26 protein-coding genes, 1 tRNA gene and 1 pseudogene are annotated in these 26220 nt (G+C 71.1%); 11 read left to right on the forward strand and 17 right to left on the reverse strand.

What is annotated here, in order from left to right; all coding sequences use genetic code 11:
* Window positions 1-45 precede the first annotated feature (45 nt).
* The 4 genes from groL to GH740_RS08650 form a co-directional block, all read right to left on the reverse strand.
* Window positions 46-1665, reverse strand: coding sequence for a chaperonin GroEL (gene groL / locus GH740_RS08635; RefSeq protein ID WP_153745705.1), 1620 nt, complete (start codon window positions 1663-1665; stop codon window positions 46-48).
* Window positions 1666-1777: 112 nt separating this feature from the next.
* Complete coding sequence (locus tag GH740_RS14320; protein ID WP_367641193.1) at window positions 1778-2347, reverse strand: LytR C-terminal domain-containing protein; 570 nt, start codon at window positions 2345-2347, stop codon at window positions 1778-1780.
* A 68-nt stretch (window positions 2348-2415) separates the two neighbouring features.
* A complete protein-coding gene (locus GH740_RS08645; RefSeq protein WP_367641195.1) occupies window positions 2416-2664 on the reverse strand; it encodes a DUF3263 domain-containing protein in 249 nt (82 codons plus the stop codon).
* A 9-nt stretch (window positions 2665-2673) separates the two neighbouring features.
* Window positions 2674-3702 (reverse strand): DUF2332 domain-containing protein, encoded by a 1029-nt coding sequence (locus GH740_RS08650; protein ID WP_153745706.1) that lies wholly within the window; start codon window positions 3700-3702, stop codon window positions 2674-2676.
* A 62-nt stretch (window positions 3703-3764) separates the two neighbouring features.
* Here GH740_RS08650 and msrB point away from each other — a divergent pair, with 62 nt between their 5' ends.
* From msrB to GH740_RS08685, 7 genes are all read left to right on the forward strand, one after another.
* Window positions 3765-4172: a peptide-methionine (R)-S-oxide reductase MsrB gene (msrB, locus tag GH740_RS08655; protein ID WP_153745707.1), complete on the forward strand. Its 408-nt coding sequence runs from the start codon at window positions 3765-3767 to the stop codon at window positions 4170-4172.
* A complete protein-coding gene (locus tag GH740_RS08660; RefSeq protein ID WP_367641198.1) occupies window positions 4169-4711 on the forward strand; it encodes a nitroreductase family protein in 543 nt (180 codons plus the stop codon). The genes msrB and GH740_RS08660 overlap by 4 nt, the downstream gene beginning before the upstream one ends.
* A gap of 109 nt (window positions 4712-4820) precedes the next feature.
* Window positions 4821-5606 (forward strand): hypothetical protein, encoded by a 786-nt coding sequence (locus tag GH740_RS08665; RefSeq protein ID WP_153745708.1) that lies wholly within the window; start codon window positions 4821-4823, stop codon window positions 5604-5606.
* A complete protein-coding gene (locus tag GH740_RS08670) occupies window positions 5584-5997 on the forward strand; it encodes a phage holin family protein (protein ID WP_153745709.1) in 414 nt (137 codons plus the stop codon). Before GH740_RS08665 ends, GH740_RS08670 begins: the two co-directional genes overlap by 23 nt.
* Window positions 5994-6557 (forward strand): DUF3618 domain-containing protein, encoded by a 564-nt coding sequence (locus tag GH740_RS08675; protein WP_153745710.1) that lies wholly within the window; start codon window positions 5994-5996, stop codon window positions 6555-6557. Before GH740_RS08670 ends, GH740_RS08675 begins: the two co-directional genes overlap by 4 nt.
* Before the next feature lie 145 nt (window positions 6558-6702).
* On the forward strand, window positions 6703-8058 hold the full coding sequence (locus GH740_RS08680; protein ID WP_216644928.1) for an aminomethyl transferase family protein: 1356 nt from the start codon (window positions 6703-6705) through the stop codon (window positions 8056-8058).
* 40 nt (window positions 8059-8098) lie between these two features.
* Window positions 8099-8932 (forward strand): UbiA family prenyltransferase, encoded by an 834-nt coding sequence (locus tag GH740_RS08685; protein WP_153745711.1) that lies wholly within the window; start codon window positions 8099-8101, stop codon window positions 8930-8932.
* Here GH740_RS08685 and GH740_RS08690 read toward each other — a convergent pair.
* The 3 genes from GH740_RS08690 to GH740_RS08700 are packed head-to-tail and all read right to left on the reverse strand — an operon-like array spanning window position 8874 to window position 11898.
* Entirely contained in the window at window positions 8874-10085 is a 1212-nt protein-coding gene (locus GH740_RS08690) for an NAD(P)/FAD-dependent oxidoreductase (RefSeq protein ID WP_153745712.1), read from the reverse strand. The genes GH740_RS08685 and GH740_RS08690 overlap by 59 nt on opposite strands.
* Window positions 10082-10780, reverse strand: a complete 699-nt coding sequence (locus tag GH740_RS08695) for a methyltransferase domain-containing protein (protein ID WP_367641202.1) — start codon at window positions 10778-10780, stop codon at window positions 10082-10084. Before GH740_RS08695 ends, GH740_RS08690 begins: the two co-directional genes overlap by 4 nt.
* A complete protein-coding gene (locus GH740_RS08700; protein WP_153745713.1) occupies window positions 10777-11898 on the reverse strand; it encodes a type III polyketide synthase in 1122 nt (373 codons plus the stop codon). The genes GH740_RS08695 and GH740_RS08700 overlap by 4 nt, the downstream gene beginning before the upstream one ends.
* A gap of 163 nt (window positions 11899-12061) precedes the next feature.
* Here GH740_RS08700 and GH740_RS08705 point away from each other — a divergent pair, with 163 nt between their 5' ends.
* Entirely contained in the window at window positions 12062-12589 is a 528-nt protein-coding gene (locus GH740_RS08705; protein ID WP_153745714.1) for a GNAT family N-acetyltransferase, read from the forward strand.
* 70 nt (window positions 12590-12659) lie between these two features.
* Here GH740_RS08705 and GH740_RS08710 read toward each other — a convergent pair.
* Both GH740_RS08710 and GH740_RS08715 read right to left on the reverse strand, forming a co-directional pair.
* Window positions 12660-12735 (reverse strand) — tRNA-Thr (locus GH740_RS08710).
* Between the two features lie 995 nt (window positions 12736-13730).
* The gene (locus GH740_RS08715) at window positions 13731-14717 is read right to left on the reverse strand and encodes a thioredoxin domain-containing protein (protein WP_153745715.1); all 987 of its coding nucleotides are present in this window, start codon (window positions 14715-14717) and stop codon (window positions 13731-13733) included.
* A 213-nt stretch (window positions 14718-14930) separates the two neighbouring features.
* On the opposite strand from GH740_RS08715, the gene GH740_RS08720 reads away from it, so the two are divergent.
* Window positions 14931-16034: an ABC transporter ATP-binding protein gene (locus GH740_RS08720; protein ID WP_153745716.1), complete on the forward strand. Its 1104-nt coding sequence runs from the start codon at window positions 14931-14933 to the stop codon at window positions 16032-16034.
* A 75-nt stretch (window positions 16035-16109) separates the two neighbouring features.
* Window positions 16110-17405, forward strand: a complete 1296-nt coding sequence (locus GH740_RS08725) for a DUF4032 domain-containing protein (RefSeq protein WP_153745717.1) — start codon at window positions 16110-16112, stop codon at window positions 17403-17405.
* A 12-nt stretch (window positions 17406-17417) separates the two neighbouring features.
* Here the strand turns inward: GH740_RS08725 and GH740_RS08730 are convergent, their stop codons facing one another.
* The 6 genes and pseudogenes from GH740_RS08730 to GH740_RS08760 form a co-directional block, all read right to left on the reverse strand.
* A complete protein-coding gene (locus tag GH740_RS08730) occupies window positions 17418-18059 on the reverse strand; it encodes an NAD(P)-dependent oxidoreductase (RefSeq protein ID WP_153745718.1) in 642 nt (213 codons plus the stop codon).
* A gap of 55 nt (window positions 18060-18114) precedes the next feature.
* Window positions 18115-19113 (reverse strand): 23S rRNA (guanosine(2251)-2'-O)-methyltransferase RlmB, encoded by a 999-nt coding sequence (gene rlmB, locus GH740_RS08735; RefSeq protein WP_153745719.1) that lies wholly within the window; start codon window positions 19111-19113, stop codon window positions 18115-18117.
* Complete coding sequence (cysS, locus tag GH740_RS08740) at window positions 19106-20506, reverse strand: cysteine--tRNA ligase (protein WP_367641205.1); 1401 nt, start codon at window positions 20504-20506, stop codon at window positions 19106-19108. The genes rlmB and cysS overlap by 8 nt, the downstream gene beginning before the upstream one ends.
* Before the next feature lie 31 nt (window positions 20507-20537).
* Window positions 20538-22616: an RNA polymerase sigma-70 factor gene (locus GH740_RS14325; protein ID WP_216644929.1), complete on the reverse strand. Its 2079-nt coding sequence runs from the start codon at window positions 22614-22616 to the stop codon at window positions 20538-20540.
* Window positions 22617-22677: 61 nt separating this feature from the next.
* A pseudogene (gene ispF, locus GH740_RS08755) lies at window positions 22678-23094 on the reverse strand (2-C-methyl-D-erythritol 2,4-cyclodiphosphate synthase); the annotation flags it as partial.
* Window positions 23095-23159: 65 nt separating this feature from the next.
* Window positions 23160-23642: a CarD family transcriptional regulator gene (locus GH740_RS08760; RefSeq protein WP_153745721.1), complete on the reverse strand. Its 483-nt coding sequence runs from the start codon at window positions 23640-23642 to the stop codon at window positions 23160-23162.
* A 148-nt stretch (window positions 23643-23790) separates the two neighbouring features.
* Here GH740_RS08760 and GH740_RS08765 point away from each other — a divergent pair, with 148 nt between their 5' ends.
* Window positions 23791-24285 (forward strand): DNA modification methylase, encoded by a 495-nt coding sequence (locus GH740_RS08765; protein ID WP_367641208.1) that lies wholly within the window; start codon window positions 23791-23793, stop codon window positions 24283-24285.
* 3 nt (window positions 24286-24288) lie between these two features.
* On the opposite strand, the gene GH740_RS08770 is transcribed toward GH740_RS08765, so the two are convergent.
* Entirely contained in the window at window positions 24289-24972 is a 684-nt protein-coding gene (locus GH740_RS08770) for a response regulator transcription factor (RefSeq protein ID WP_153745722.1), read from the reverse strand.
* A complete protein-coding gene (locus tag GH740_RS08775; protein WP_153745723.1) occupies window positions 24969-26165 on the reverse strand; it encodes a cell wall metabolism sensor histidine kinase WalK in 1197 nt (398 codons plus the stop codon). Before GH740_RS08775 ends, GH740_RS08770 begins: the two co-directional genes overlap by 4 nt.
* Window positions 26166-26220 lie beyond the last annotated feature (55 nt).

Consider the following 26220-nt stretch of genomic DNA (forward strand, 5'->3'; position numbering starts at 1 on the left):
GCGCCCCTCCCGGAGGAGGGGCGCTTCGTTCCTGGAACCTGCGACTCAGAAGTCCATGCCGCCGGTCGGGTCGGCCGGGCCGGCGACAGCCTTCTCAGGCTTGTCTGCGACGACCACCTCGGTGGTCAGGAACAGGCCGGCGATGGACGCCGCGTTCTGCAGAGCCGAGCGGGTGACCTTCGTCGGGTCGATGATGCCCTGCGCGAACAGGTCACCGTACTCTCCGGTGGCCGCGTTCAGGCCGTGGCCCGCCGGCAGTCCCGACACCTTGTGCGCGACGACACCCGGCTCCAAACCCGCGTTCTGCGCGATCTGCTTGAGCGGGGCCTCGATTGCGACCTTGACGATGTTCGCCCCGGTCGCCTCGTCGCCCTCGAGCGCGAGCGTCTCGAACGCCTTGGCACCGGCCTGGATCAGCGCGACGCCACCACCGGCGACGACACCCTCCTCGACGGCGGCCTTCGCGTTGCGGACGGCGTCCTCGATGCGGTGCTTGCGCTCCTTGAGCTCGACCTCGGTGGCCGCGCCCGCCTTGATGACGGCCACGCCGCCGGCGAGCTTGGCGAGGCGCTCCTGCAGCTTCTCGCGGTCGTAGTCGCTGTCGGTGTTCTCGATCTCGCGACGGATCTGGGTCACGCGACCCTCGATCTGCGCCGAGTCGCCGGCACCCTCGACGATAGTGGTCTCGTCCTTCGTGACGATCACCTTGCGGGCGCGGCCGAGAAGGTCGAGCGTGGTGTTCTCCAGCTTCAGGCCCACCTCCTCGGTGATGACCTGGCCGCCGGTGAGGATCGCGATGTCCTGCAGCTGCGCCTTGCGACGGTCGCCGAAGCCGGGGGCCTTGACGGCGACCGACTTGAAGATGCCGCGGATCTTGTTCAGCACCAGCGTGGCCAGCGCCTCGCCCTCGACGTCCTCGGCGATGATGACGAGCTCCTTGCCGTCCTGGATCACCTTGTCGACGACGGGCAGCAGGTCCTTGATGTTGCCGATCTTCTGGTTCGCGATGAGGATGTACGGGTCCTCGAACACCGCCTCCTGGCGGTCGGGGTCCGTGACGAAGTAGGGGTTGATGAAGCCCTTGTCGAAGCGCATGCCCTCGGTGAGCTCGAGCTCGGTGCCGAACGTCTGCGACTCCTCGACGGTGACCACACCCTCCTTGCCCACCTTGTCGATGGCCTCGGCGATAAGGTCGCCGATGGTCGTGTCGGCGGCGGAGATCGACGCGGTCGCGGCGATCTGCTCCTTGGACTCGACCTCCTTGGCGGCGGCGTGCAGCTGGTCGATGACGGCCGCGACGGCCTTCTCGATGCCGCGCTTGAGCGAGATCGGGTCGGCACCGGCCGCGACGTTGCGCAGGCCCTCGCGCACGAGCGCCTGGGCGAGCACCGTGGCGGTGGTGGTTCCGTCACCGGCGACGTCGTCGGTCTTCTTGGCGACCTCCTTGACGAGCTCGGCGCCGATCTTCTCGTACGGGTCGTCGAGTTCGATCTCCTTGGCGATCGAGACGCCGTCGTTCGTAATGGTGGGGGCGCCCCACTTCTTCTCGAGCACGACGTTGCGACCGCGGGGACCCAGGGTCACCTTGACGGCGTCGGCCAGCGTGTTCAGGCCGCGCTCGAGGCCGCGGCGGGCCTCCTCGTCGAAAGCGATGATCTTTGCCATGTGTGTGTCGTCCCTCCCGGACGTTGGCTGACGGTCTTTAGCACTCACTCAACGCGAGTGCTAATCCCATTCTGGCACTCGCCCCTACCGAGTGCAAGCCGGACTGAGGCGGCTAGGGCGTGGTCGTCGGCGCGGGCGACGATGCGCGATCGGTGCCGAGGACGAGCGTGAGCTGCTGCGCCTCGGGGTCGCCTGCGGGCTGGTACTCGTCGTTCTGCGCGATGGCGGCGCCGCCGACGGCCTTCGCCAGCCCCGCCGCGGCGGCGGCATCCTCGGGCAGCGCGTAGTAGACGGTGGTGGTCGGGTACGTGGATCCGGCCTCGCCGGGCGAGATCTGCCCCGGCTTGTATCCCGCGCGCACGAGCTGGTCCTTGGCGAGGGTCGCCTTGTCGGGCTCTCCGGTCGCGTTCAGCACGAGCACGGTGTACGACGTGTCCAGGACCGGGGTCACCGTGGACGTCGGCGCAGCGGTCGGCGCCGAGCTCGGCGTGCCGCCCAGCCGTCCGGACACCCACAGGGTGCCGACAGCCCCGAGCCCGATCAGCAGGACCGTCGCGAGCGCCGCCCACGCAAGGAGGACGCCCACCCGCAGACGCGGGTTCTCCGATCGGTGGGCGCCGACCCGCTCGCCGTGGGCGGGCACGTCGTCGAACGCGTCCCGCGGGTAGGTCGGTCTCGGCACGTCACGATGCTATCGGGCGGGATTCTGCGGGCAACCAGGGCGCGCACAGATTTCCGCAGGGTCGGCGGTCAGCGATCGCCGGATGCGCGGGCGAGGCGCTCCCGCGCACGCAGATCGCGGATCCGCCGCAGTCGCTTGACGAGCATCGGGTCGTGCTCGAGCGCGTCGGCGGTGTCGATCAGCCGGCCGAGCAGCTGGTAGTAGCGCGCCGGAGCGAGCTCGAGCTCGAGCCGGATGGCCTCCTCCTTCGCGCCGACGTGCCGGGTCCACCGCGACTCGAAATCCAGGATGGCGCGGGCACGATCGTCGAGGGGCACCCGCTCACGCTACTGCCGCGAGGGCGCGGATCCGGGATGCCACTCCCAGTCGGCGCCGATCGGCCGCACTATGGCGCCCAGCGGGTCGACGGCCGCCATCACCCGCCCGTCGATGGCGAGCGCGAAAGCCCCGTTCGGCCATTCGCCGGCGGCGGCCTGCGGCGCCCACGCACCGGCGACCGCGGCGTGCAGGCCGGGTGCATCCAGCGTGACCCAGCGGCCGAGTCCGCGTGCGGTGGCGGCGATCCGCTCACGCCGGGCGCGCGGCACGTGCGCGAGCACCCCCGGAGTCGTCACCACGAGCGTGGCGCCCCGAGGCGCACGGGCGGCGAGCTCCGGCAGCGCCGTCGCGGCATCCCCGGCCACCAGCAGCGGCGGGTCGGCGGCGGCGACATCCAGCGCCGCCTCGACGCGGGCCGCGCGCCCATCCTCCCCCGGCCACACGAGTCCGGTGAGCCAGGCACGGTCCGCGGCCTCGCGGGCGTCACGCGGCTGCAGGTCGATGCCCGCACGCCAGATGATGTCGGGCATCCGGAGGCGCGGGGCCGGTCCCCGCCACTGCGCCGCGAGCACGACCCGGCTCGGCCCGTCGACCGGGTCGATGGCGACGACGCCGTCGTCGCTGCGGTACCGGTAGGAATAGCGGTCCGGGTACAGGCACAGGCCGGCGCTGGCTCCTACCTCGATCACCGCGAGCGGCCCGGGGATGGCCGCCAGGGCCGGCAGCATCGCCGCACAGCGCAGCGGCTCGTTCGTCTGCACACCTCGGGCGCGGCACTCGGCCACGACGGCATCGGCGTGCGCGTCCAGCCACGCCGCCCACGCCGGGTACGCGACGAGGCCTGATCCCAGCATCCGGGTCACCGCGAAGACGAGGGGTGGCTGCCGGTGCTCGGGCGGGATGCGGGCGAGGATGCCGGCGGACCGCGGATCCCCGGCGACACCGGCCGCCCACCGCGCGTACAGCGGTGATCGGTGCGGCGCTTCGACGCGGGCGAAGCGCGCGTACCGCTCCTGCACGGCGGCTATATCTGACATCCGCCCCATTCTGTCGGAACAGGAGGGCGCGACGTCGGGTTGAATGGTGGTGGAGGATTCCCATGAGTTACACCGTGAACAAGACCGATGACCAGTGGCGCACCGAGTTGGACCCGGACCAGTACGCCGTGCTGCGTCAGGCGGCGACCGAGCGCCCCTGGACGGGCGAGCTGCTGGACGAGCATCGCGCCGGGCTGTACACCTGCGCGGCGTGCGGCGCGGAGCTGTTCCGCAGCGGCACGAAGTTCGAGTCGCACTGCGGGTGGCCGAGCTTCTACGAGTCGATCCGCCCCGAGGCCGTCGTCCTGCGCGAGGACCCGAGCCTGGGCATGGAGCGCACCGAGGTGCTGTGCGCGGCGTGCGGGTCGCACCTGGGACACGTGTTCCCGGACGGGTTCGGCACCCCCACCGGCGACCGGTACTGCATGAACTCGATTTCGCTGCAGTTCAGTCCCGAAGACGACGAGTGACCGCATTCGACGCCGTTCGCGCGCGCCGGTCCTGGTCGAAGGTGACGGATGCCGCGCCCACGCATGACGAGCTGCTGCCACTCGTCGCCGCCGCCGGCCGGGTCGCCGACCATTCGTCGCTGCGCCCGTGGCGACTGATCGAGCTGCGCGGCGAGGATCGCGAGCGGCTGGGCCGGGCCATCAACCGGTCCGCCGGCGAGAAGGGCGCCTCGTCCAAGCCCCTGCGGGCGCCCCTGCTGATCGCCGTCGTGGTCAGCTACCGGCCGAGCGAGAAGGTGCCGCGGTGGGAGCAGGTGGCCGCCGCCGCGGGCGTGGCGCACACGCTGAGCCTGCTGCTGGACGAGGCCGGATGGGGCGTCATCTGGCGCACCGGCCGCTGGACCCGCACCGACGCGGTCGCCGCGCTCCACGGCCTGCGCGACAACGAGCGGCTGCTGGGATGGCTGTATGTCGGCGGAAAGCCCGACGGCAAGTTGGGGGGTACTCGCAAGGAACTGGACGCCGAGCGCTACCTGTCCGCGCTGCCGGCGCCGCGCTGAACCCACGCACATTCTCCGCGGGATGGCAACCCCCACTTCCCATTCTCCCTCCCGGCCTTACAACTGAAGGCCGGCCGACGCGAAACGTCGGCGGACGAGAGGAGAGGCGATGTCAGATGGATTCACAACGGTGCGCGCGGGCGGGACGAGCGGTCCCGTCGAAGGCGGCACCGGAACGATGGACCCGGCCGGACACGGGGTAGGTCAGGTCACCGATACGGCCACCGGCGCCGCCAAGGACGTGGCGCAGGTCGCGAAGGACGAGGGCGCATCGGTGGTCCGCGAGGCGAAGGTCCAGTTGCAGGATCTCTACGCCCAGACGCGGGATGAGCTGGGCGATCAGGCCGCGAAGCAGCAGGATCGCCTCGCGCACGGCCTGCGGTCCTTCAGCGACGATCTCCGGTCGATGGCGCACAACGGGGACGGCAGCACAATGGCGACCGATCTCGTGCGGAGCGCATCGGAACGGGCGGGAGCAGCGGCCACCTGGATCGGGAACCGTGATCCCGCAGACGTCCTGGACGAGGTGAAGAGATTCGCCCGGCGGCGTCCCGGGATGTTCATCACGGTCGCGGCCACGGCCGGCGTCCTCGTCGGTCGACTCACCCGGGCGCTGGCACAGGGGGCAGCCGAATCCGCCCAGCGCACGCAGACCGCCGGAAGCACGACGCCGGGGGTCGGTGGGCGGACCGGCGACGTCACCATGGGTTCCGGCATGCGCACTCCCGGCGCAGCGGGATACGACGGGGTGCCGGCGACGGGCAGGATGCCGGTGACGGATCCCAGCGAGGCGCCGGTCTACTCGGAGACGGCCACCCGGTTCGCCGACGAGCATCCCGAGGGAACACGCGTCGAGGATACGGAGGGTACTCATGAGCGACGCGACACCCTCTGAGCAGCACGCCGCCAACGCGTCACTGGGCGAGCTCGTCAGCGAGGTCATGCGGGACGTGTCGACCCTGATCCGTCAGGAGATGGCACTGGCCAAGGCCGAGCTGAAGGAGTCCGCCGTCACCACGGCCAAGGGCGCCGGAATGCTCGGCGGTGCGGGGTACGCCGCGTCGATGACGGTGCTGTTCCTGTCCCTCGCGCTGTGGGCGGCCCTGGCGACCCTGATCGGCTGGGGATGGTCGGGCGTGGTGGTGGCGGTCGTATGGGCCATCATCGCCGCCATCCTCTTTGCGGTCGGCCGACGGCGCCTGGCCGAGGTCAAGGGGGCCCCGCAGACGGTGGAAACTCTGCAGGAGATCCCCGGAACACTGAGAAGGAATGAGGAGAACCGATGACTGATTCACCAGATGTGCTCCGGGCGGAAACCGAGCGCACGCGCGTGGAACTGGGCCGCGACGTCGACGCTCTCGCCGACAAGGTGACTCCGTCGAAGATCATGGACCGTCAGACCACGAGGGTCCGCCGCGCATTCGCGTCCATGCGCGACACCGTGATGGGTGCCGCGCACGACACGGAGCAGTCCGCGTCGGCGATGGCATCGGATGTCGCCGAAGGCGCGCGCCAGACGGTGCGCAAGGCACAAGGCAACCCGATGGCGGTCGGCTTGATCGCGTTCGGGGCAGGGCTGCTGGCGGCGTCGCTCATCCCGGCATCCGAGAAGGAGAAGGAGCTCGCCCGGTCGGCGAAGGAGCAGGCGCAGCCCCTGGTGGACGAGGTGAGCAACGTCGCCCGGGATGTCGCGTCCGACCTGAAGGAGCCGGCTCAGGATGCGATGGCGGCGGTGAAGGAGGAGGCCGCCGACGCCGTCGAGCACGTGAAGGAAGAGGCGTCCGACGGGGCCCAGGAGGTCAAGGAGCGCGCCCAGCAGGCGCGTGCGGACACCGTCGACCGGTGACGCGAACGGGGCGAGGAGGATCCGAGGGGATCCTCCTCGCCTGCGTGGTACGACGGGTATACGGTGAAACCGGCCGCTGAGCCACCGCACGACATTTCCGACGACGGACCCAGGGGCAGACGTCCAGTTCGCGGAAGAGGTGTCTGTGTCCGAGTCCACTCTCGAAGAACGAATCCAGCGCTATGGCAGCGCCGTCAGGATGCTGCGCAGTGCGCCGGCGCTGAAATTCCCCTTCCTGTACCCACCGGAGTACTCCTCGTGGCATGACGAGCAGCGGGCGTGGAAGACGACATCCGTCCTGTTCGACCAGTCGCATCACATGGCCGACATCCGGGTGAGCGGACCGGACGTGCGCAGGCTCTTCTCGGACGTCGGGGTGAACAGCATGGCCACGTTCGGGAAGGACCGCGCCAAGCAGTTCATCGCCTGCAGCCCCGACGGCCGCTTCATCGGCGACGGCATCCTGTTCGGACTCGACGACGACCAGTACAGCCTGGTCGGCGGACCGCTGGCGTTCAACTGGGTCGCCTACCAGGCCGAGACCGGCGGATACGACGTGGAGGTCGTGAAGGATCCGCCGACCGCGTTCAACCCGGGCCGCCGGCAGATGTACCGCTACGAGCTGAACGGGCCGCGCTCGGGCGAGATCCTGGAGAAGGCGCAGGGGGCGCCGGTCCCGCAGATGGGGTTCTTCCGCATGGGCGAGCTCACCATCGCCGGCAGGCGCGTGCGCGTCCTGAACCACACGATGGCAGGCGCGCCGGGGGCGGACAACACCGGCCTGGAGCTGATGGGACCCGTCGAGGACGGCCCCGCGGTGCTGGAGGCCATCGTCGCCGCCGGTGCGGACTTCGGCCTGCGCCGTGGCGGGTCGCGCGCGTACCTCACGACCGCCCGCGAGTCCGGGTGGATCCCGCTCGTCGTCCCCGCGATCTACACCGGCGAGGAGATGAAGCCGTACCGCGAATGGCTGAACCCGCGAGGGCTGGAGGGGCAGGCATCCCTCGAGGGCAGCTTCGACTCGGACAACATCGAGGACTACTACGCGACGCCCTGGGACCTCGGCTACGGAACCATCATCCGGTACGACCACGACTTCATCGGCCGGGACGCCCTCGAGCGCCTGGCCGATCAGCCGCACCGCCGGAAGGTGTGGCTGGTGTGGGACAGCAGCGACGTGATGGGCGTGTTCGAGCGGAGCCTTTTCGGCGAGGGCACGCAGCCGCGGATCCTGGATCTTCCGAACACCGAGTACGGCACCCTGATCTTCGACAAGGTCCTCGCCGGCGACAGCCTCGTCGGCGTGTCCACCTGGGCCGGGTACACCGCGAACGCGCGGAGCTTCATGTCGCTGGCGATGATCGACGAGGAGGCCGCGCGGGACGGCGCCGCCGTCACCGTCGTGTGGGGACAGCCCGACGGCGGGCAGTCGACGCCGTTCCTCGTCCCGCACGTGCAGGCCGAGATCCGCGCCACCGTCCGCCTGCAGCCGCCGGCCTGAAGCCCCCGGCCCCGGCCCTCTCGGCCGCTACCATCGGCGCATGCGTACGGCAGCCGTCCTGTGGCGCTCGGCCCATCCGGGACCGACGCTCGTGGTGTCGGCGATCGTCGCGGCGCTCGGTGTCGCTGCGGGCCTGGATGCCGCGCGCCTGGCGGTGCTGACGGCGGCGGTGCTGTGCGGGCAGCTGTCGATCGGCCTGTCCAACGACGCCATCGACGCGCCCCGGGACCGTGCGAACAGCCGGCGCGACAAGCCGCTGGCCCGTCCCGGCGCGCCGATCCGGGCGGCGTGGACGGCGGCATTCGCGACCGCGGGGCTGGCCGTCGTCCTGTCCGCGGTGCTGGGCTGGCCGGTGACGGCCGCGCACATCGTGTTCATCGGCTGCGGCTGGGCGTACAACGCGGCGCTGAAGTCCACGCCGTGGTCGGTCGCGTGCTTCGTGGTGGGGTTCGGGGTGGTGCCCTCGCTGGCACCGCTCGCCCTTCCCGACCCCGCGGTCGCGCCGGCGTGGGCCTGGATCGCCGGCGCGGCACTCGGCGTCGCCGTGCACTTCTCCAACGTGCTGCCGGATCTCGAGGATGACGCGCGCACGGGTGTGCGGGGACTGCCGCATCGGCTCGGCCGTCGCCTGTCGACCGTGATGGCGTTCGCGACGCTGCTCCTGGGCGCCGGGGCGGCGCTCGTCGGCAGCGCGGTTCAGGAGGGCAGGGTCGCGCCGGTGACGTGGACGGTCGCCGGAGCCGTGGCCATCCTCGTGGTCGGCGGCGCCGGCGCCGCCTTGGTGCGCGCGCCGGACCGGATGTCGTTCCGGATCGTCATGCTGGCGGGGCTGCTGCTGGCCGTCCAGCTCGTGATCGGGACGTGGGCGCGCTGATCCCGCGGTCGAAGCCCATCGCGTAGGCGCGGGCGAGCACCGGCGCTGCGGGACCGGCCAGGGCACCGCGCAGCAGCGCGGCCATCCCCGCGTGCACGACCGTGGGGTGTGCGCGACCGAGTGCCGTGTTGAGACTGGCGATCCGGGCCGCGGTGCGGGCGGACGCGAGCCGGTCGCACTCCCACCGGGCGAGCGCCTCGGCCGCGCGGCCGCCGCGCACGGCGTCGGCGAGCAGGGGCGCGAGCGCGGCGGCGTCCAGCAGCCCGAGGTTCATCCCCTGCCCGCCGATGGGGCTGATCTCGTGGGCGGTGTCGCCGATCAGCAGGATCCGGCCCACGCGCATCCGCCGGGCGAGCGCACGCCGGATGCCGAACGCCGAGACGCGGGCGATCCGCGCCGCCAGGTCCGGCGCGCCGCGCGCGCTCACGGCGTCCTGCAGCCGGCGCGCCGGGTCCGAGGTCGTCGTCTCCGGATCGGCACCCGGCGGCATCCGACCCACCCATGCGACGAGCCGGCGGCCCCCGCCGGGCAGCGGAAATGACTCGAGCACCCCGTCCGGGTCAAGAGTGACGGTCGCCACGTCGTCGGGTTCGGCGACCGGACCGGCGACGTCCGCCATCAGGTACCGGTCGGCGTACGTCTTGTCGGTGATGGACACGGCGGGCACGAGCATCCGTCCCGCGCGGCCCGCGGCGACCACGACCATCCGTGCGGTGAGGATGCCGGCGAGGCCGTCGGCGGCGATCTCGACGCGGTCGCCGCGATCGCGCAGCGCCTTCACGCGGGCTCCGCGGCGGGGGGCGGGTCCGCCGTGGGCGATGGCGGCCTCGGTCACGGCCTGCGGCACGGCGGCGACGAACGGGAACCGGACCGGCAGCAGGTCGAAGCGGACGTCGCCGAGGATGCGGTCGAGCGTGCGGGCGCGACCGCGGGGGATGCGGACCGCGCCGGTCAGGAGGCGCTCGGTGGCGCCGGAGGGCTCGAGCGCCGCGAGCGTGGGCGGATGCACCCCGATCGCGCGGGTCCCCGGTGCGGCGTCCGTGCGGGCCTCGAGCAGCACCGTGTCGACGCCGAGGCGCTGCAGGAGGGCCGCGAGGAACAGGCCGGCGGGGCCGGCGCCCACCACGACCACGTCGTGCGCGGGGACGGTCATGGGGTCGCCGGCCGGTGGATCGCCAGGACTCGAAACGGCCGTGCCCGCTCGGCGGTCCAGCCGTCCGGGAGCACCGCGGCCAGCTCCGCGGGGGTGTAGGAGCGGCGGATGCTGCGCAGGCCGTCGGTGCGCAGCAGCGAGCCGGGGGCGAGCGGCGTGATGACGATCGCGTAGGCCGCGTACGCGGCACGGCTGCGCGCTATGTCGGCGTGGACGACGAGACGCGTCGCGAGGCGCTCGCTGGCGGCGAGCACGTCCGCGCGGGCGTCCGCCGTGAGGTGGTGGAGGAGGTGGTTGGAGATCACGACGTCGAAGCGGCGCCCCTCGGACGCGAGCCGGCTGCTGTCCGTGTGCCGGTAGCTCACGCCGGGCATCTCCACCGCGGCCTGCGCGGCACGGATGGCCCGGGCGTCAGGGTCGATGCCCAGCCCGGCGACGGTGAGCCCGTCGCGGCGGGCGAGGTGCACGATCCGTCGCAGCACGTCTCCGCCGCCGCAGCCGATGTCGAGGATGCGGGCGGGACCGCCGGCCGCGCGGAGCGCGGGGCGGAGGTGTGTGTGGTAGACGGCATCCCATCCGGCGACGAGGCGGTTCACGAGGCGGAAGCGGTCCAACGTGCGGCGCAGCCGGACCGGGTTGCATGCCGGGTCGTCCATCAACTCGGTGAGCCGGGTGTCGCGTGTCGCGAGGCTCACGCGGCCTCCGCGCGGCGGACGAACGCCGCGGACTCGACGGTCAATCCCGGGCCGAACGCTATCCCGAGGACGCGGGCGCGGTCGCCGAGGATGCTGTCGGCGAGGATCCGCTGCAGGATGAACAGGACCGTGGCGCTGGACATGTTCCCGTAGTCGCGCAGCACGCTGCGGGAGGGCGTCATCGCCGGATCGTCAAGTCCGAGCCCGGTCTGGACCCGGTCGAGGATGCTGCGTCCCCCCGGGTGGACCGCCCATGCATCGACGGCGTCGATGCCGTCCGCGCCGGCGATGCCCGCGACGGCGGCGCGGATTTCGCGTCCCACGATCCGGGGCACCGCGCCGGTGAGGACCATCTCGAATCCCGCGTCGCCGATCGTCCAGTCCATATCCTTCTCGCCGTCGGCGGTGACCGCGGTGGAGAAGCCGCTCAGCTCGAGTGCCGGGCCGGCGGCATCCCGTGCCGGCTCACCGGAGGCGATCACCGCCGCGGCCGCGCCGTCGGCGAACACGGCGGAGGCCACAATCTGCTCGGGGTCGTGCGAGGCGCGCAGGTGGATCGAGCACAGCTCCGCACACACGACGAGCACGACGGCGTGCAGCTGGGCGGCGCAGATGCGGGCCGCCATGCGCAAGGCCGGCAGTGCCGCGGCGCATCCCATGAAGCCGAGGTGGTATCGCTCGGCGTCCGCGGGGATGCCGAGGTCGCGGACGAGACGGAAGTCGGGCCCGGGCGCGAAGAATCCCGTGCAGGAGACCGTGATGATGTGCGTGACGGCCGACGCCGGCATCCCGGCGCGGGTCAGGGCGTCCCGGGCCGCTGCCGCGAACAGCGTCGGCGCCTCGCGCCGGTACACGGCATTGCGGGTGCCGGTCGTCGGGGTGAGAATGCGCCCGGCATCGTCGAGGAACACTCCCCCGCCGCCGGTGTCGCCGAGTTCGGCGAGCACGGTGTGACGGTGCTCGATCGCGGCACCGTCGAATGCCGCGCGAATGACCCGTTCGGTGAGACGGTCGGTGTGGTCCTGCGCGACGAACAGGTCGCGGATCGTTGACTGCGTGAGGCGGGTGCCGGGCACGGCGGTGCCGATGGCGAGGATGCTCGCGTTCGTCGACGCCATGCGCCACCTCCCACGGCTCATGCCTGGACGTCACGATAGGCGCTCGGCGGTGCGGGGAGAAGGGCTTGACATGCAGCGGGAACCGTCGGACGTCGTCACGCGCGCTTAGAATCGGTGACCGGCGACCGACGGCCGCCCGTCATGGAAGTGAGGAAGGTCGGGGATGGCGCACACGTCGCTGCGGATGCTGGAACTCGGCGATGTCCCGGAACTGACCGCCCTCCTGCAGGCGAATCGCGACCACCTGCGGCCGTGGGAGCCGACCCGGAGCGACGACTTCTTCACCGAGGCCGAGCAGGAGCGGCGCGCGCGGGCCGCACTCGCGGATGCGGACGCGAAGACGTCGGTGCCGTTCCTCGTCACCGCGGGCGGCGACATCCTGGGCCGGGTGACGCTGAGCGGCGTCGTGCGCGGCGCCCTGCAGTCGTGCGCGATCGGCTACTGGATCAGGGCGGACCGGCTCGGCGAGGGGCATGCGACCCGGGCGGTTGGCCTCGCGGTGGCGCACGCGTTCGAGAAGCTGGGACTGCATCGTGTGCAGGCCGAGACGGTCCCGGAGAACGTCGCATCGCAGACCGTGCTGCGCCGCAACGGCTTCACCGAGTACGGCGTCGCGCCCCGATACCTGAAGATCGACGGACAGTGGCGGGACCACCGGATGTTCCAACTGCTGTGCGACGACGCGGCATAGCGCGCGCCGCGTGATGGGTTCCGGCGCTCGCTGATCGAGCGTGATGCGGAATGTCAGGCTGTCGATTTCGTGGTGCCGGCTACAGGACTTGAACCTGCAACCCCCGTATTACAAGTACGGTGCGCTACCAATTGCGCCAAGCCGGCAAGCCCCGGAAATCCGCGGCTCTCGAGGTCCTCGCGCGAGTTCGGTGGTAGCCAACCCCGCACAAACCCCGCACATTCGTTTCCGCCGAACGTGCATCACCGAGTCTAGGGCGTCCGCCGCCCCGCGGCCGTGTTGCGCCTGTCCCGGAGCCTGCCGAACGGGTCGGAAGCAGCGGTCCAAGCGGGTGAAAGCTCCGCATCCCATCCAAGAACAGCGCTTGGCGACCCTGCGGGGTGCTCGTGGTCCGAGACGAGCATGCACGGATGCCGGCCGAGTCGACGGCCCGAGTATCGGCTGAGCACGCACCGCACGTACAGAGACTCCACCTGGGGGGTATATCGGGCAGCGGACGCGACGGTTAGCATCACTCCTTACGGGGGGTGTAGGGTAGCGGTTCCGCTCGCATTCGGGGGATGCTTGAGCGGGGCCGCTATTTCGCGTGCGAGAAGGTGCGCGGGGCGTTCCTCCAGGCGCATGGCCCGCAGGGCGGCGCGCTCGGACATTGGGTGAGAGTAGCCACCCCTATCTTTGAAGTGACCTCGGGGAGTAATCTGACCCCTGATCGGCACTTCCGACCCGTCGGCTCCCCAGTTTCGACGAGCGCCCGTTCCCCAGACGGTGCCAGAGTCGTGAGTGTGATCGGCCGGTGGGGTGTCGTGAACGATTGGATCCGGTCAGCGACACCCCATCGGGGTTTCCGCGTGGTGCTGGAACATGCGGGCACCCACCGGACGACACTCCCCAGCGAATCACCCGGCGCGCGGGTGCCCCCGCTCTCCCGCCCCCAGCGACGTTCGAGCGGTCCCACCATATCGGTCATGTCCCCCATTTGGGGGACATATTTCAGAGTCTTGAGGCAATCCTGAGGGTCACCGGTCAAGAGTCCCCAACTACGACGAAGCGCCCCGCGCAGCATCCTGTGAAGGATGCGCGCGGGGCGTTTGAACGTGGCCTGATGAAATGCAACCCCGAGGGCGTGGCTCTCGCCGGGCGCTCACTTCGCCTTGGTCGCGGACGGCGCCGGCGTGGGGGTCACCGTCGGGGTCGGCGCGCTCGACTTGTAGTACGCGTCGCTGGAGAGCGTCAGCACGAACTGGGCGAACTCCTTCGGGTCGTCCAGCGCGCCCGCGTACGGCATGCCGTTGACGAGGACCATCGGGGTGCCGGTCAGGGCCACGCCCTTCGTGTCGGGGATGCCCTCCAGCGCCCGCTCGGTCGCCGACTTCACCCAGGTGGCGTAGTCCTCGCCCTCGATGCAGTCGCGCACGACCTTCGGCTTGTCCGCGCCGGACGCTATCGCCAGGTCGGCGAGCTGCGCATCGGTGAACCCGTCGCTGCCCTGCTCGGGCTGCTTCGTCAGCAGCGCATTGTTGTATGCGAAGAAAGCGTCCGGGGAGTGCGTCGCCACGCACGCGGACGCGCTCGCGGCGCGCAGCGAGTACTTCGTGCCGTTGGACTTCGGCGTGAGCATCGCGACCGGGTAATAGCTCAGATTCGCGGCATCCTGGCTCACCCAGCGCGTGAGCTGCTGCGCGTTCGCCACCTGGAACTGCTTGGCCCCGGGCGCGTAGTAGTCCACATAAACGCGGATGTCGACGGCGCCGGCCGCACTCGCGGTCGCCGACGGGTCGGGAGTCGCGGTCTTCCCCGCCGTCGTGGGCGCTCCGGTCGCGACCGGCGTGGGCGTGCCTGCGACCGGCCGCGCCGGGCCTTCGGCCGCGAAACCGCTGATGCTCGTGACCGCGAAACCGCCGTCGATGAGGTTCGACGGCGCGAGATCGGGCCGTGTCGCCTGCGAGGCGACGGCCATCGTGACCCCCGCCGCGACCACGCCCACGACCGCTACCGCGCCCACGGTCAGCCCGGTGCGCCGGATCATCCGTGCGCGCCGCTGCTGGGCGTGCACCAGCTGCGCCTTCTCGCGCACGGCGCTGCGGCGACCGTTCGGATCGGGAACGTTCGATGAATCGTCGTTCGACATGGGACCTCTTGACAGACTGCGGGCCGGGTGCTCCCGGCATGGCGCGTGGGTGTCGCGACCGGTTCGATGCTAGCCAGGCAGCCTGGGAAATACCCACAGAGCGGCGTCTGGCATACTGAGGAAGCGCCCGATGAAGGGCGTGCGGGTCGCAAGGTCCGCTTCCTATCACTACGGATCGTCCGGCACGTACCTGCCGGTGAAGGAGAAGAATCAATGGCGTCCGTCACTTTCGACAACGCGACCCGCCTCTACCCCGGCGGCACCCGCCCGGCTGTCGACAAGATCACCCTCGAGGTCGCCGATGGCGAGTTCCTCGTCCTGGTCGGCCCCTCCGGCTGCGGAAAGTCCACTACGCTGCGCATGCTCGCGGGTCTGGAAGAGGTCAACTCCGGCCGCATCCTCATCGGCGACCGGGATGTCACCGACGTGCCCCCCAAGGACCGCGACATCGCGATGGTGTTCCAGAACTATGCCCTGTACCCGCACATGACCGTGGCCGAGAACATGGGCTTCGCTCTGAAGATCGCGGGAGTGAAGAAGGAGGAGCGCGCCGCGCGCGTGCTCGAGGCCGCGAAGCTGCTCGACCTCGAGGAGTATCTCAGCCGCAAGCCGAAGGCGCTCTCCGGTGGCCAGCGTCAGCGCGTCGCCATGGGCCGCGCCATCGTCCGCCAGCCGCAGGTGTTCCTCATGGACGAGCCGCTGTCGAACCTCGACGCCAAGCTGCGTGTGCAGACCCGCACCCAGATCGCGTCGCTGCAGCGCCGCCTCGGGGTCACCACGGTGTACGTCACGCACGACCAGACCGAGGCGCTGACGATGGGCGACCGCATCGCGGTGCTCAAGGACGGTGTCCTGCAGCAGGTGGGAACCCCGCGCGACCTGTACGAGCAGCCGACGAACGTGTTCGTCGCCGGCTTCATCGGCTCCCCCGCGATGAACCTGTTCCCGGTGGATCTCGCCGAGGGCGGCGTCCGCTTCGGCAACACGATAGTGCCGGTCGAGGCATCCACCCTGTCCAAGGTCAACGGCTCCAGCGTCACCGTCGGCGTCCGTCCCGAGGACATCCAGGTCGGCCCCGCCGGCGGCCACGGCCTCTCGGTCGCGGTCGACCTCGTCGAGGAACTCGGCGCGGACGGCTACCTGTACGGTCACTCCGAGATCGACGGCACGCGTACCGACATCGTGGCGCGGGTCGACGGTCGCAACCACCCGAACGCCGGCGAGACGGTGGTGCTGACCCCCATCCACGACCACGTGCACGTGTTCGACACCGCCAGCGGCGAGCGCCTCACCGACAAGGCCATAGCGTCGGCGTAACGACGGCATCCTGACGGCGCGGGTTCGGTTCTCCGGGCCCGCGCCGTCTCGCTCGGCGGCAGGGAAGGAGTCGGGATGAGCGAGGCGCTGTCGATCACCGCGAGCGCGGTGGATCCGGGACTGCTCGCCCTCCCCTGGTCGACGCCGCTGGCCGGCTGGTCCAGCCGCGAGATCGTCTACCTGCCCAAGGGCATCTCCCGCCACCTGGTGCGGTTCGCGAGCCTGTCCGGGCACGTGGTCGCGATCAAGGAGACCACGCGCGAGATGGCCCGCCGCGAGTACGACATGCTCGGCAGCCTCGCCCGGCTCGACATCCCGTGCGTGGAACGCGTCGCGGTGATCGCGGGGCGGACGGATGCCGCGGGCAAGGCGCTGCCGGCGGCGCTGGTCACCGCGCACTTGAAGTTCTCGCTGCCCTACCGGGCCCTGTTCACCCAGGTGCTGCGTCCGGACACCGCGGGCCGGCTCGTGGACGCGCTCGCCGTGCTGCTCGTGCGCCTGCACAACGCCGGGTTCTTCTGGGGCGACGTGTCACTGTCGAACACGCTGTTCCGGCGGGATGCCGGGGCATTCGCCGCCTACCTCGTGGACGCGGAGACCGGCGAGCTGCACGAGGGCGGGCTCACGCCCGGCCAACGCGAGCACGACCTCGAGATAGCGCACACGAACATCGCCGGCGAGATCCTGGACCTTGCCGCGAGCGGGCGCCTGGAGGGCGGCGTGGACGCCGTGCAGGTGGCCGACGGCATCATCTCGTCGTACCGGTCGCTGTGGGCCGCGCTCACCGACCGGGAGACGTTCGCGGCGAACGAGTCATGGCGCATCACCGAGCGGGTGCAGCGGCTGAACCGGCTCGGGTTCGACATCGGCGAGATGTCAATCCAGACCGCCCCCGATGGCACGCGCGTGTCGATCCAGCCGAAGGTCGTGGATGCCGGTCACCACCCGCGTCGGCTGCTGCGCCTGACCGGGCTGGACGTCGAGGAGAACCAGGCGCGGCGCCTGCTGAACGACCTCGACGAGTACCGGGCCCGCTCGGGCCGGCTCGACGAGGACGAGGAGGTGCTCGCGCACGAGTGGCTCACTCGCGTGTTCGAGCCGATCGTCCGCGCCATCCCGTTCGAGCTGCGCGCCAAGCTCGAACCGGCCGAGGTGTTCCACCAGGTGCTCGAGCACCGCTGGTACATGTCGCAGGCGCGCGGCGTCTCGGCGCCGCTGGCCGAGGTGCTCACCAGCTACATCGACGACGTCCTGCGCCACCGCCGCGACGAGGCCACGATCATGGGGCCCGCCACCGAAACGATGACTGTCCCGATCGGGCTTGCCGAGGCATCCGGCGACGACGAGGTCGACTGGCGCGACCTGGTCTGAGCCGGCCCCTCGTCAGTAGCCGACGGTGAAACGCGCGCGGCGGTGAGCGGGGTTCTCGATTTCGTCGACGACCGCGATGGCGAAGTCCGCGCCGGAGATGTACGACGAGCCGTCCTCCGCCTTCACGACCACGTCGCCGCCGGTCCGGTAGCGGCCGGTGCGCTCGCCCGGCTCCCACGCCCCGAACACGATCGGCGGGTGCACGAAGAACCAGTCCAGCCCCGCCGGGGACGCCTCGAGCAGTTCCAGCGAGTCGATGCCCACCTTCGCCTCATGCGCGTACTCCGGCGGCACGCCGAGGTCCCATAGGCGCGGACCGCCGGGAGCGCTCAGGCTGCCCATCGCGCCGCCGATCACCCCGAGCCGCGACGGCGTTCCCGCCAGCCGCGCTATCACGCCCTGCAGCGCCTCCTCGACCCGGTCGGTCATGTCGCCCCGGGGCGAGAGCGCACAGACGACGGCGTCGGCGTCGTCGAACACGTCGCCGAGACCGTCCAGATCGAGCACCGACCCCTGCACGTAGGAGACATCCCGGGCCGGCGTCTGCGGGGCCGTGCGCGAGACGGCGACGACGTCGTGCCCGCGTGCGGCGGCCTCTGCGACGATGTGCGCGCCGGCGTAGCCGGTGCCTCCGATGACGACGATCCGTGCCATGAGTGTCCCTTTCGCGTGAATGAATCCTCCCGGTGCAATCACGGTGCAGCGGGATTCATTCCGCCGCGGCCGACCCCGCACGCATCGTCGCGACCTGATACAGCGCCACGGACGTGGCGATGCCGGCGTTCAGCGACTCGGTGGCCGCGGAGATCGGGATCGACACGATCTGGTCGCACGTCTCGGTGACCAGCCGGGAGAGCCCCTTGCCCTCGGAGCCGCAGACGATCACGATCGGCCGATCGGCGAGTTCGAGCGTGGGCAGCGACACGTCCCCGGCGCCGTCGAGCCCGAGCACGAACACGCCCTGCTTCTTGAACTCCTTGAGCGTGGAGGTCAGGTTCGCGGCGAGCGCGACAGGGATGCGTGCGGCCGCTCCCGCGCTCGTCTTCCAGGCGGCGGCGTTGACGCTCGCGGAGCGGCGCTGCGGCAGGATGACGCCCTGTCCACCGAACGCGGCGGTGGATCGGATGATGGCGCCGAGGTTGCGCGGGTCGGTGATCCCGTCCAGCGCCACCAGCAGCGGGGTGCCGCCGTCGGCGAAGATCTCCTCGAGCAGGTCCTGCGGATGCGCATACGCGTACGGCGGAACCTTCAGCGCGACCCCCTGATGCACGCCGTCGAACCCGGCCATCCGGTCCAGCTCCGGGCGGGTCACCTCGAGCATGGGGATCTGGCGGTGCGTGGCGATGGCGAGCATCTCCTTGACGCGGTCGTCCATCTCCACGCGCTGCGCGATGTACAGCGCGATCGCGGGGATCTTCGCCCGCAACGCCTCGAGCACGCTGTTGCGTCCGGTGACGGTCTCGGTGTCGTCACTCTGCTTGGCCCGTGCCGCCCGGTTCATGTCCGTCGGGCGCGGCTTCGCCTTGCCGCCGGCGGCGACGAACCGCTCCTGGGCGGCCTTGCGCTTGCCGGCCACGTGCCAGCCGCGGTCCTCCGCCTTCGGGGTCGGGCCCTTGCCCTCGAGCGACTTGCGGCCGTGCCCGCCGGTGCCCTTCTGCGGACCCTTCTTCCTACTGTTGCCTCTGCCTGTTCCGCCCGGCTTAGCCATGCTGCACACTCCAATGGGTCCCGTCGGGGCCGTCCTCGAGGACGATCCCCGCCGCCGCGATGGCGTCGCGGATCCGATCCGCGCCCGCCCAGTCTTTGTTCCCGCGCGCCTGTGCGCGCTGGTCGATCATGGTCCGCACGAGAGCGTCGAGCGCGGATGCCGCAGCGGGGTCGCCCCGACCCTGCCAGCGCGGATCGAGCGGGTTGACGCCGAGGATGTCGGTCATCGCCGTCACTGCGGTGAAAGCGTCGAACGCGGCATCCCGATCACCGGCGTCCAGGGCCGCGTTGCCCGCCCGCACCGTCTCGTGCAGCACGCCGAGCGCCTGCGGCACGCCGAGGTCGTCGTCCATCGCGGCCGCGAACGCCGTCGGCAGGCCGGCCGATACCACGCCCACGTCACCGCGCGCCCGCAGCACCCGTTCCAGGAACGTGCGGATGCGCTCGAGTGCGGCTTCGGCTTCGTCGAGCGTCTTGGCCGACACGTCGAGGCTCGACCGGTAGTGCGCGGCGGCGAGGGCGTAGCGCACGGTGAGCGGGTCGCGTTCGGCCAGCAGGTCGGCGGCGAGCACGAAATTGCCGAGCGACTTGGACATCTTCTGCCCCTCGACGGTGACCAGACCGTTGTGCACCCAGTACCGGGCGAACCCGTCGCCGGCCGCGGTGGACTGGGCGAGCTCGTTCTCGTGGTGCGGGAAGCGCAAGTCGAGGCCGCCGCCGTGGATGTCGAACGTGTCACCGAGGTAGCGGCGCGCCATCGCCGAGCACTCGATGTGCCAGCCCGGCCGGCCTCGGCCCCACGGCGCGTCCCACGCGGCATCCGCCGGTTCGTCCGGCTTGATGCCCTTCCACAGCGCGAAGTCGTGCGGGTCGCGCTTGCTGCGCGGGTCGGCGTCCTCGGCGGGCTCCATCGCGTCCAGCGCCTGGTGCGTGAGGTCTCCGTAGGCGGCCCAGGACCGCACGTCGAAGTACACGTCGCCGCCGGCGGCGTACGCGTGGCCGACGTCGATGAGCTGCGCGATCAGCTCGATCATCTGCGGGATGTGCCCGGTGGCGCGCGGCTCGTACGTCGGCGGGCGGATGCCGATGGCGGCATATGCCGCGGTGAACTCGAGCTCCATCCGGTAGGCCAGCGCCCACCACGGCTCGGCGTCGGTGGCGTTCGCGAGCACTTTGTCGTCGATGTCGGTGACGTTGCGCACGAGCGTCACCCGCGCGAACCGGTGCTGCAGCCAGCGGGCGAGGATGTCGAAGCTGAGCGCGCCGCGCAGGTGGCCGATGTGAGGCCCGGACTGCACGGTGGGTCCGCACACGTACATCGTGACGTTCTCCGGGTGCAGGGGCGCGAAATCGCGCAGCGCCTGGGCGCGGGTGTCGTACAGCCGGAGAGTCACCCGACAAGACTACCGGCGGGGTCGGCGCGGCTCAGGACAGCGCCAGCGTCACCGGCTCCTCCAGGTGGAGCTTTCGCGGGTTGCGCATGTAGTACAGCCCGGTGACGCGGGATGCCTCGACGCGCGCGGTCACGATGCCGTCCACCTCGCCACCCACCCAGACCACGAGCGCCGGCTGCCCGTTCACGACAGCGGGACGTGTGACCGGCTCGCCGTCGCGGTACGCCACGCCGGCCAGCCAGCGCAGCACCTTCTCGGCGCCCACGATCGGGCGCAGCGCCGCCTTGCGGATGCCGCCGCCGTCGGCGATGAGGATGACATCCGGGTCCAGTACCTCGAGCAGGGACTTGAGGTCACCGGTGTCCACCGCCCGCTGGAACGACGTCATGATCGATCGGATCTCGGCCGCCGGCACCTGCTCGCGGGGACGCCGGGCGGCGACGTGCTGCCGGGCGCGGTGCGCTATCTGACGGACGGCCGCCGGGGTCTTGTCGAGAATCCGGGCGAGCTCATCGAACCCGACATCGAAGACCTCGCGCAGGATGAAGACGACCCGCTCGAGCGGTGCGAGCGTCTCGAGCACGACCATCATGGCCATCGACACGCTCTCGGCAAGCTCGGCTTGGTCGGCGACGTCGGCCGTGGTCAGCAGCGGCTCCGGCAGCCACGTGCCGACGTACGTCTCCTTCCGGCGCCCGAGGGTCCGCAGCCGCGTGAGCGCCAGCCGCGACGCTATCCGCACAAGGTACGCGCGCCGATCGCGCACCGGCGCGACATCCACGTCCGACCATCGCAGCCACGTCTCCTGGAGCACGTCCTCGGTGTCGGCAGCCGAGCCGAGGATCTCGTAGACGATCGTGAATAGGAGGTTCCGGTGCACGACGAACGTGCGCGTCGCCGGGTCCGAGATGGATTCGCCCATCGCAGTCTCCCATCCTGCCGCGACCGGAGCCGGTGTCTGGTCCACCCGCCGGGCCCGGCTGCGATCCCCGATCCAGTGCGTGGACCCGGGCCGGCGCGCCTCGTGCATCATCGTCGACACGGTCTGTCGGCAGATCGACTCCTTGATTCTCGCCCCGGTCCAGCCGGCCAGCCGCATCCTGGTTGCCGTGTCGTCGGAACGTGCGATCTGGAACAGGCCCGCGGCGCGGCCGATGCTCACGCACTGCGCGAAGTACCCCACGGTGACCGGCCGCGGCCGGTCGCCGCGGATCCGCGCGAGCACCGTGTCGGCGGCCGCCGCCCCCAGCGGCAGCGCGGCCTGACACGACATCCGCAGCGGCACGTGCGAGGCGACCATCGCGTCCCCCGCGGCGACGATGTGCTCGTCGTCCACGCTTGTGAGCGTCTCGTCCGTGCGTAGGCGCCCGGCGGCATCTGTCGACAGCCCGCTGCGGCGGGCCAGGTCCGGCACCCCGAACCCGGCGGCCCAGACGACGATGTCGCCGAGCACGGTCCGTCCGTCCTTGAGACGCAAGCCGTCGGCGGTCACCTCGACGACGCCGGCATCCGGTCCGTCCAGGACAGCGACCCCCAGCCGTGCCAGGCCGCGCGAGACGACGCGGCGGCCGGACGCGTGCAGGGCGGGGGCGAGGATGCCGCGGCTGACGAGCGTGACGCGGTAGCCGGCCTCGGCGAGCTCCGCGGCCGTCTCCATGCCGCTGGATCCGCCGCCGACGACGGTGATCCGGGCGTCCGGCCGCGCGCGCACGGCGTCGCGGACCCGGTCCGCCTCTTCGAGGCTCGAGATCGGCAGGGCGAACTGTGTCGCTCCCGGGATCCGCGACGGCTCGGTGCGGCTGCCTACCGCGTACACGAGGTGGTCGTACGCCAGGTCGCCGGCGTCGGCCAGCGCCACCGTCCGGCGGTCGGCGTCGATGCGCTGCGCGGTGTCGACGACGAGCCGGACCCGGTCGGACAGGACGTCACGGTACTCGGCGACCGCGTCGTGGGATCCGCACAGCCGCTGGTGCAACCTGATCCGCTCCACGAAGGCCGGACGCGGATTGACGAGGGTCACCCGTACCCTGTCGTCCTTCGTCAGGCGGTTGGCCGCCATCACGCCTGCATACCCGCCGCCGATCACGACGACATCCACTGGCTTGTCCACGGTGCCTCCCCGGCTCTCTGCCCATACGACGCCGCCGGGGCGTCGGATGTGACAGGCCGGGTCAGGCCGGGACGATCAGGGCGACGGCGTGCGCGACGACACCCTCGCCGCGGCCGGTGAAACCCAGGCCGTCGGTCGTGGTGGCCGACACGGCGACCGGGGCGCCGCCGAGGGCCGCCGACAGCACGGCTTCCGCCTCGGCACGGCGGACCGCCAGCCGCGGCCGGACCGCCTGCACCTGCACTGCGACGTTGCCGATCGCGAACCCCGCCTCGCGCAGCAGGGCGTGCGTCCGGTTCAGGAAGACGTCGGCGTGCGCCCCTGCGTACGCGGGGTCCGCGGTGCCGAAGCGGGTGCCGATGTCGCCGAGGCCGGATGCCGACAGCAGCGCGTCCACTATCGCGTGCGCGACGGCGTCGCCGTCGGAGTGGCCGACCAGTCCCGGCTCCCCCGGCCATTCCAGACCGGCGAGCCACAGCACGCCGTCACCGCCGAAACGGTGGGCGTCGGTGCCGACGCCCACGCGGGGCAGCGCCTGCGGGGTCAGGAGGCGAGCACCTCGTCGAGCAGACCGCTGGCCTTCTCCTCGTCCGTCTTCTCGGCCAGCGCGAGCTCCGAGATGAGAATCTGACGGGCCTTGGCCAGCATCCGCTTCTCACCGGCGGACAGGCCACGGTCCTGATCGCGGCGCCACAGGTCGCGGACGACCTCGCTGACCTTGATCACGTCGCCGGAGGCGAGCTTCTCGAGGTTCGCCTTGTAGCGGCGCGACCAGTTCGTCGGCTCTTCGGTAAACGGCGCACGCAGCACCTCGAAGACCTTTTCCAGCCCCTCCTTGCCGATGACATCCCGAACCCCCACGAGGTCGATGTTGTCCGCCGGAACCTCGATGACCAGGTCGCCTTGAGTGACGCGGAGCTTCAGATAGACCTTCTCTTCGCCCTTGATGACGCGGGTCTTCACTTCGGAGATCGTCGCCGCACCGTGGTGGGGATAAACGACCGTCTCGCCAACCTCAAAAAGCATGCAGTTATATCCTTTCGGCAACCTCAAGACTACCACAGCGGGTATGCACTAAGGTTTGCCCAGCACTTCGCCGCGCGCGGCCGTGACGCGCACTGCATGGGAGACCCCGTAGACTGCAGGAGCACATCGCAAGCCCCCTGGAGGAACCGTGAAATCCCGCCTGCTCGCATCCGTGGCGGTCTGTGCCGCCGTCGTCCTCGGCGCGACGGGATGCGCGATGATCTCACCGCAGGGCACCACGATCGCCTACTCCCCGAGCGACGGCATCAACGTCGCCGACGCGCCCGGTGCGCCGCTTCAGGTGCGCAACGCGCTGGTCGTCGCGAACGACGCCGGCACGGTCGGCAACCTGGTGGCGGGGATCGTCAACACGACCGACGCGTCGCAGACGCTCAGTGTGCAGGTCGGCACGGGGTCCACCGCCATCACGAAGACCGTGCAGGTACCCGCGCACTCGGTCGTCAGCCTCGGTCAGAGCGAACAGCCGCTGCGGCTGGACGGCATCGACGCGAAGCCCGGAAGCATCCTGCCCGTGTACTTCCAATCCGGGACCGTCGAGGGCGCGCTGGCGAACCTGCCGGTGATGGGCAACGGCGAGGCGTACCTGCAGACCCTCGTCCCCACCGACACCGTCACCCCGTAGCGCTCATCCCTCGAAGCGGTAGCCCAGTCCGCGGATGGTGACAAGCATGACCGGGTCGCGCGGGTTCTGCTCGATACGGGAGCGGATCCGCTTGATGTGCACATCGAGCGTCTTCGTGTCGCCGAAGTAGTCGCTGCCCCACACCCGGTCGATCAGCTGACCGCGGGTGAGCACGCGACCGGCATTGCGCATCAGCACTTCGAGCAGCTCGAATTCCCTCAGCGGCATGCTGATCTCGCGGCCGTCCACCGCCACCGTGTGCCGGTCGATGTCCAACCTCACCCGGCCCCCGGTGAGCACGCGATCGTCGAGATCCGCCTCAGCGGCCGCGCTGCGGCGCAGCACCGCCCGCATCCGGGCCAGCAGCTCCCGGCTCGAGTAGGGCTTCGTCACGTAGTCGTCCGCACCGAGCTCGAGCCCCACGACGATGTCGACCTCGCCGTCCTTCGCCGTGAGCATGATCACCGGCACGGCGCTCGTGGTGCGGATCTGCCGGCACACCTCGGTCCCCGGCATCCCGGGCAGCATAAGGTCCAGGAGCACGATGTCGGCGCCACGGGCGTGGAACGCGTCCAGTGCCGACGGCCCGTCCGACGCTATCTCCACCTCGAACCCTTCCCGGCGCAGCAGGTACGCCAGGGGGTCGGCGAGATCCGGCTCGTCCTCGACGATCAGCACCCTCGTCATGCGACGCTGTCCTTCCGTGCGGTGTCGGCGGTCTTCTTCGGGTTCTTCCTGGCCTTCTTCGACCGGCCGCGGGGCGCGGCCCGCGGCTCGGCGCGCGGCAGCCGGATCGTGAACGTGGAGCCCTGGCCCAGGCGCGACCACAGGCGGACCTCGCCGCCGTGCCGCTGCACGGCGTGCTTGACGATCGCCAGGCCCAGGCCGGTGCCGCCGGTGCGCCGGGAACGGGCCTGATCGGCGCGATAGAAGCGTTCGAAGACGCGCTCCTGGTCGGCTTCGGCGATGCCGACGCCCTGGTCCGACACCGCCAGCTCGACGACGCGGTCGACGACCCGGACCCCGATGCCGACGTGCGATCCGCGCGGCGAGTACGCGATGGCGTTCGCGAGGAGATTGCCGACGGCCTCGCCGAGCACTTGCGGGTCGCCGTGCACGTACGCGCCGCGTTCTCCGCCGCGGCGGATCTCCACACCGGCGGAGTCGGCCTGCGTGGCGTGGGCGGCGATCGCGGCGACGACCAGCTCGTCGACGGCGACATCCCGCATCGCCGCGGGCTGCTCGGACTGCAGGCGGGACAGGCTCATGATGCGGGTGGTCAGGGTGCCCAGCCGCGTCGCCTCGGCGAGCAGCCGCTTGGCGAAAGCGCGGACCTGCGCGGGATCGTCGGCGGCGGAGTCGATGGCCTCCGCGAGCAGGCTCACCGCCCCCACCGGGGTCTTCAGCTCGTGGCTCGTGTTCGCGACGAAGTCGCGGCGCATCTGCTCGACCCGCTCCTGCTCGGTGACATCCCGCAGCACCACGAGGACGAGCCGCGACGTGATCGGCCGGGCCCGCACCGACACGACGCGCTCCTCCCCCGCGCGCGGCAGGCGCAGAGTCGCCGCATCCGTCGCGGTGCCCACGCGGGCGGCGTTGGCGAGCAGGAGCACGTCGTCGCTCGGCGGCACCGCCCCCTCGGCGAAGCCGTATGCCGCGGCGGGAATGGATGCCGCGAGCACCGTCCCGGACGGGTTCAGCACTACCGCGGGGTCGTCCATGCCGGCCAGCACGTCGCGCACGCCGTCGGGCACCTCGGTCGACCCGTGCTCGATGGCCCGGTCGCGGGCCCGGTACGCGGCGATCACGACCAGGGCGACCGAGCCGCCGAGGATCACGCCGATGAGCAGCGCGAGCAGGGCGAGCTGCGCGGTGTCCATGTCACCAGCGTAGGGTGCCGACGGTGCGGCGACCGCACGGATCCGACCTGCGGCG

Origin of the sequence: Microbacterium sp. SYP-A9085 (assembly GCF_009649635.1) — a bacterium.
Classification (GTDB): Bacteria; Actinomycetota; Actinomycetes; order Actinomycetales; family Microbacteriaceae; genus Microbacterium.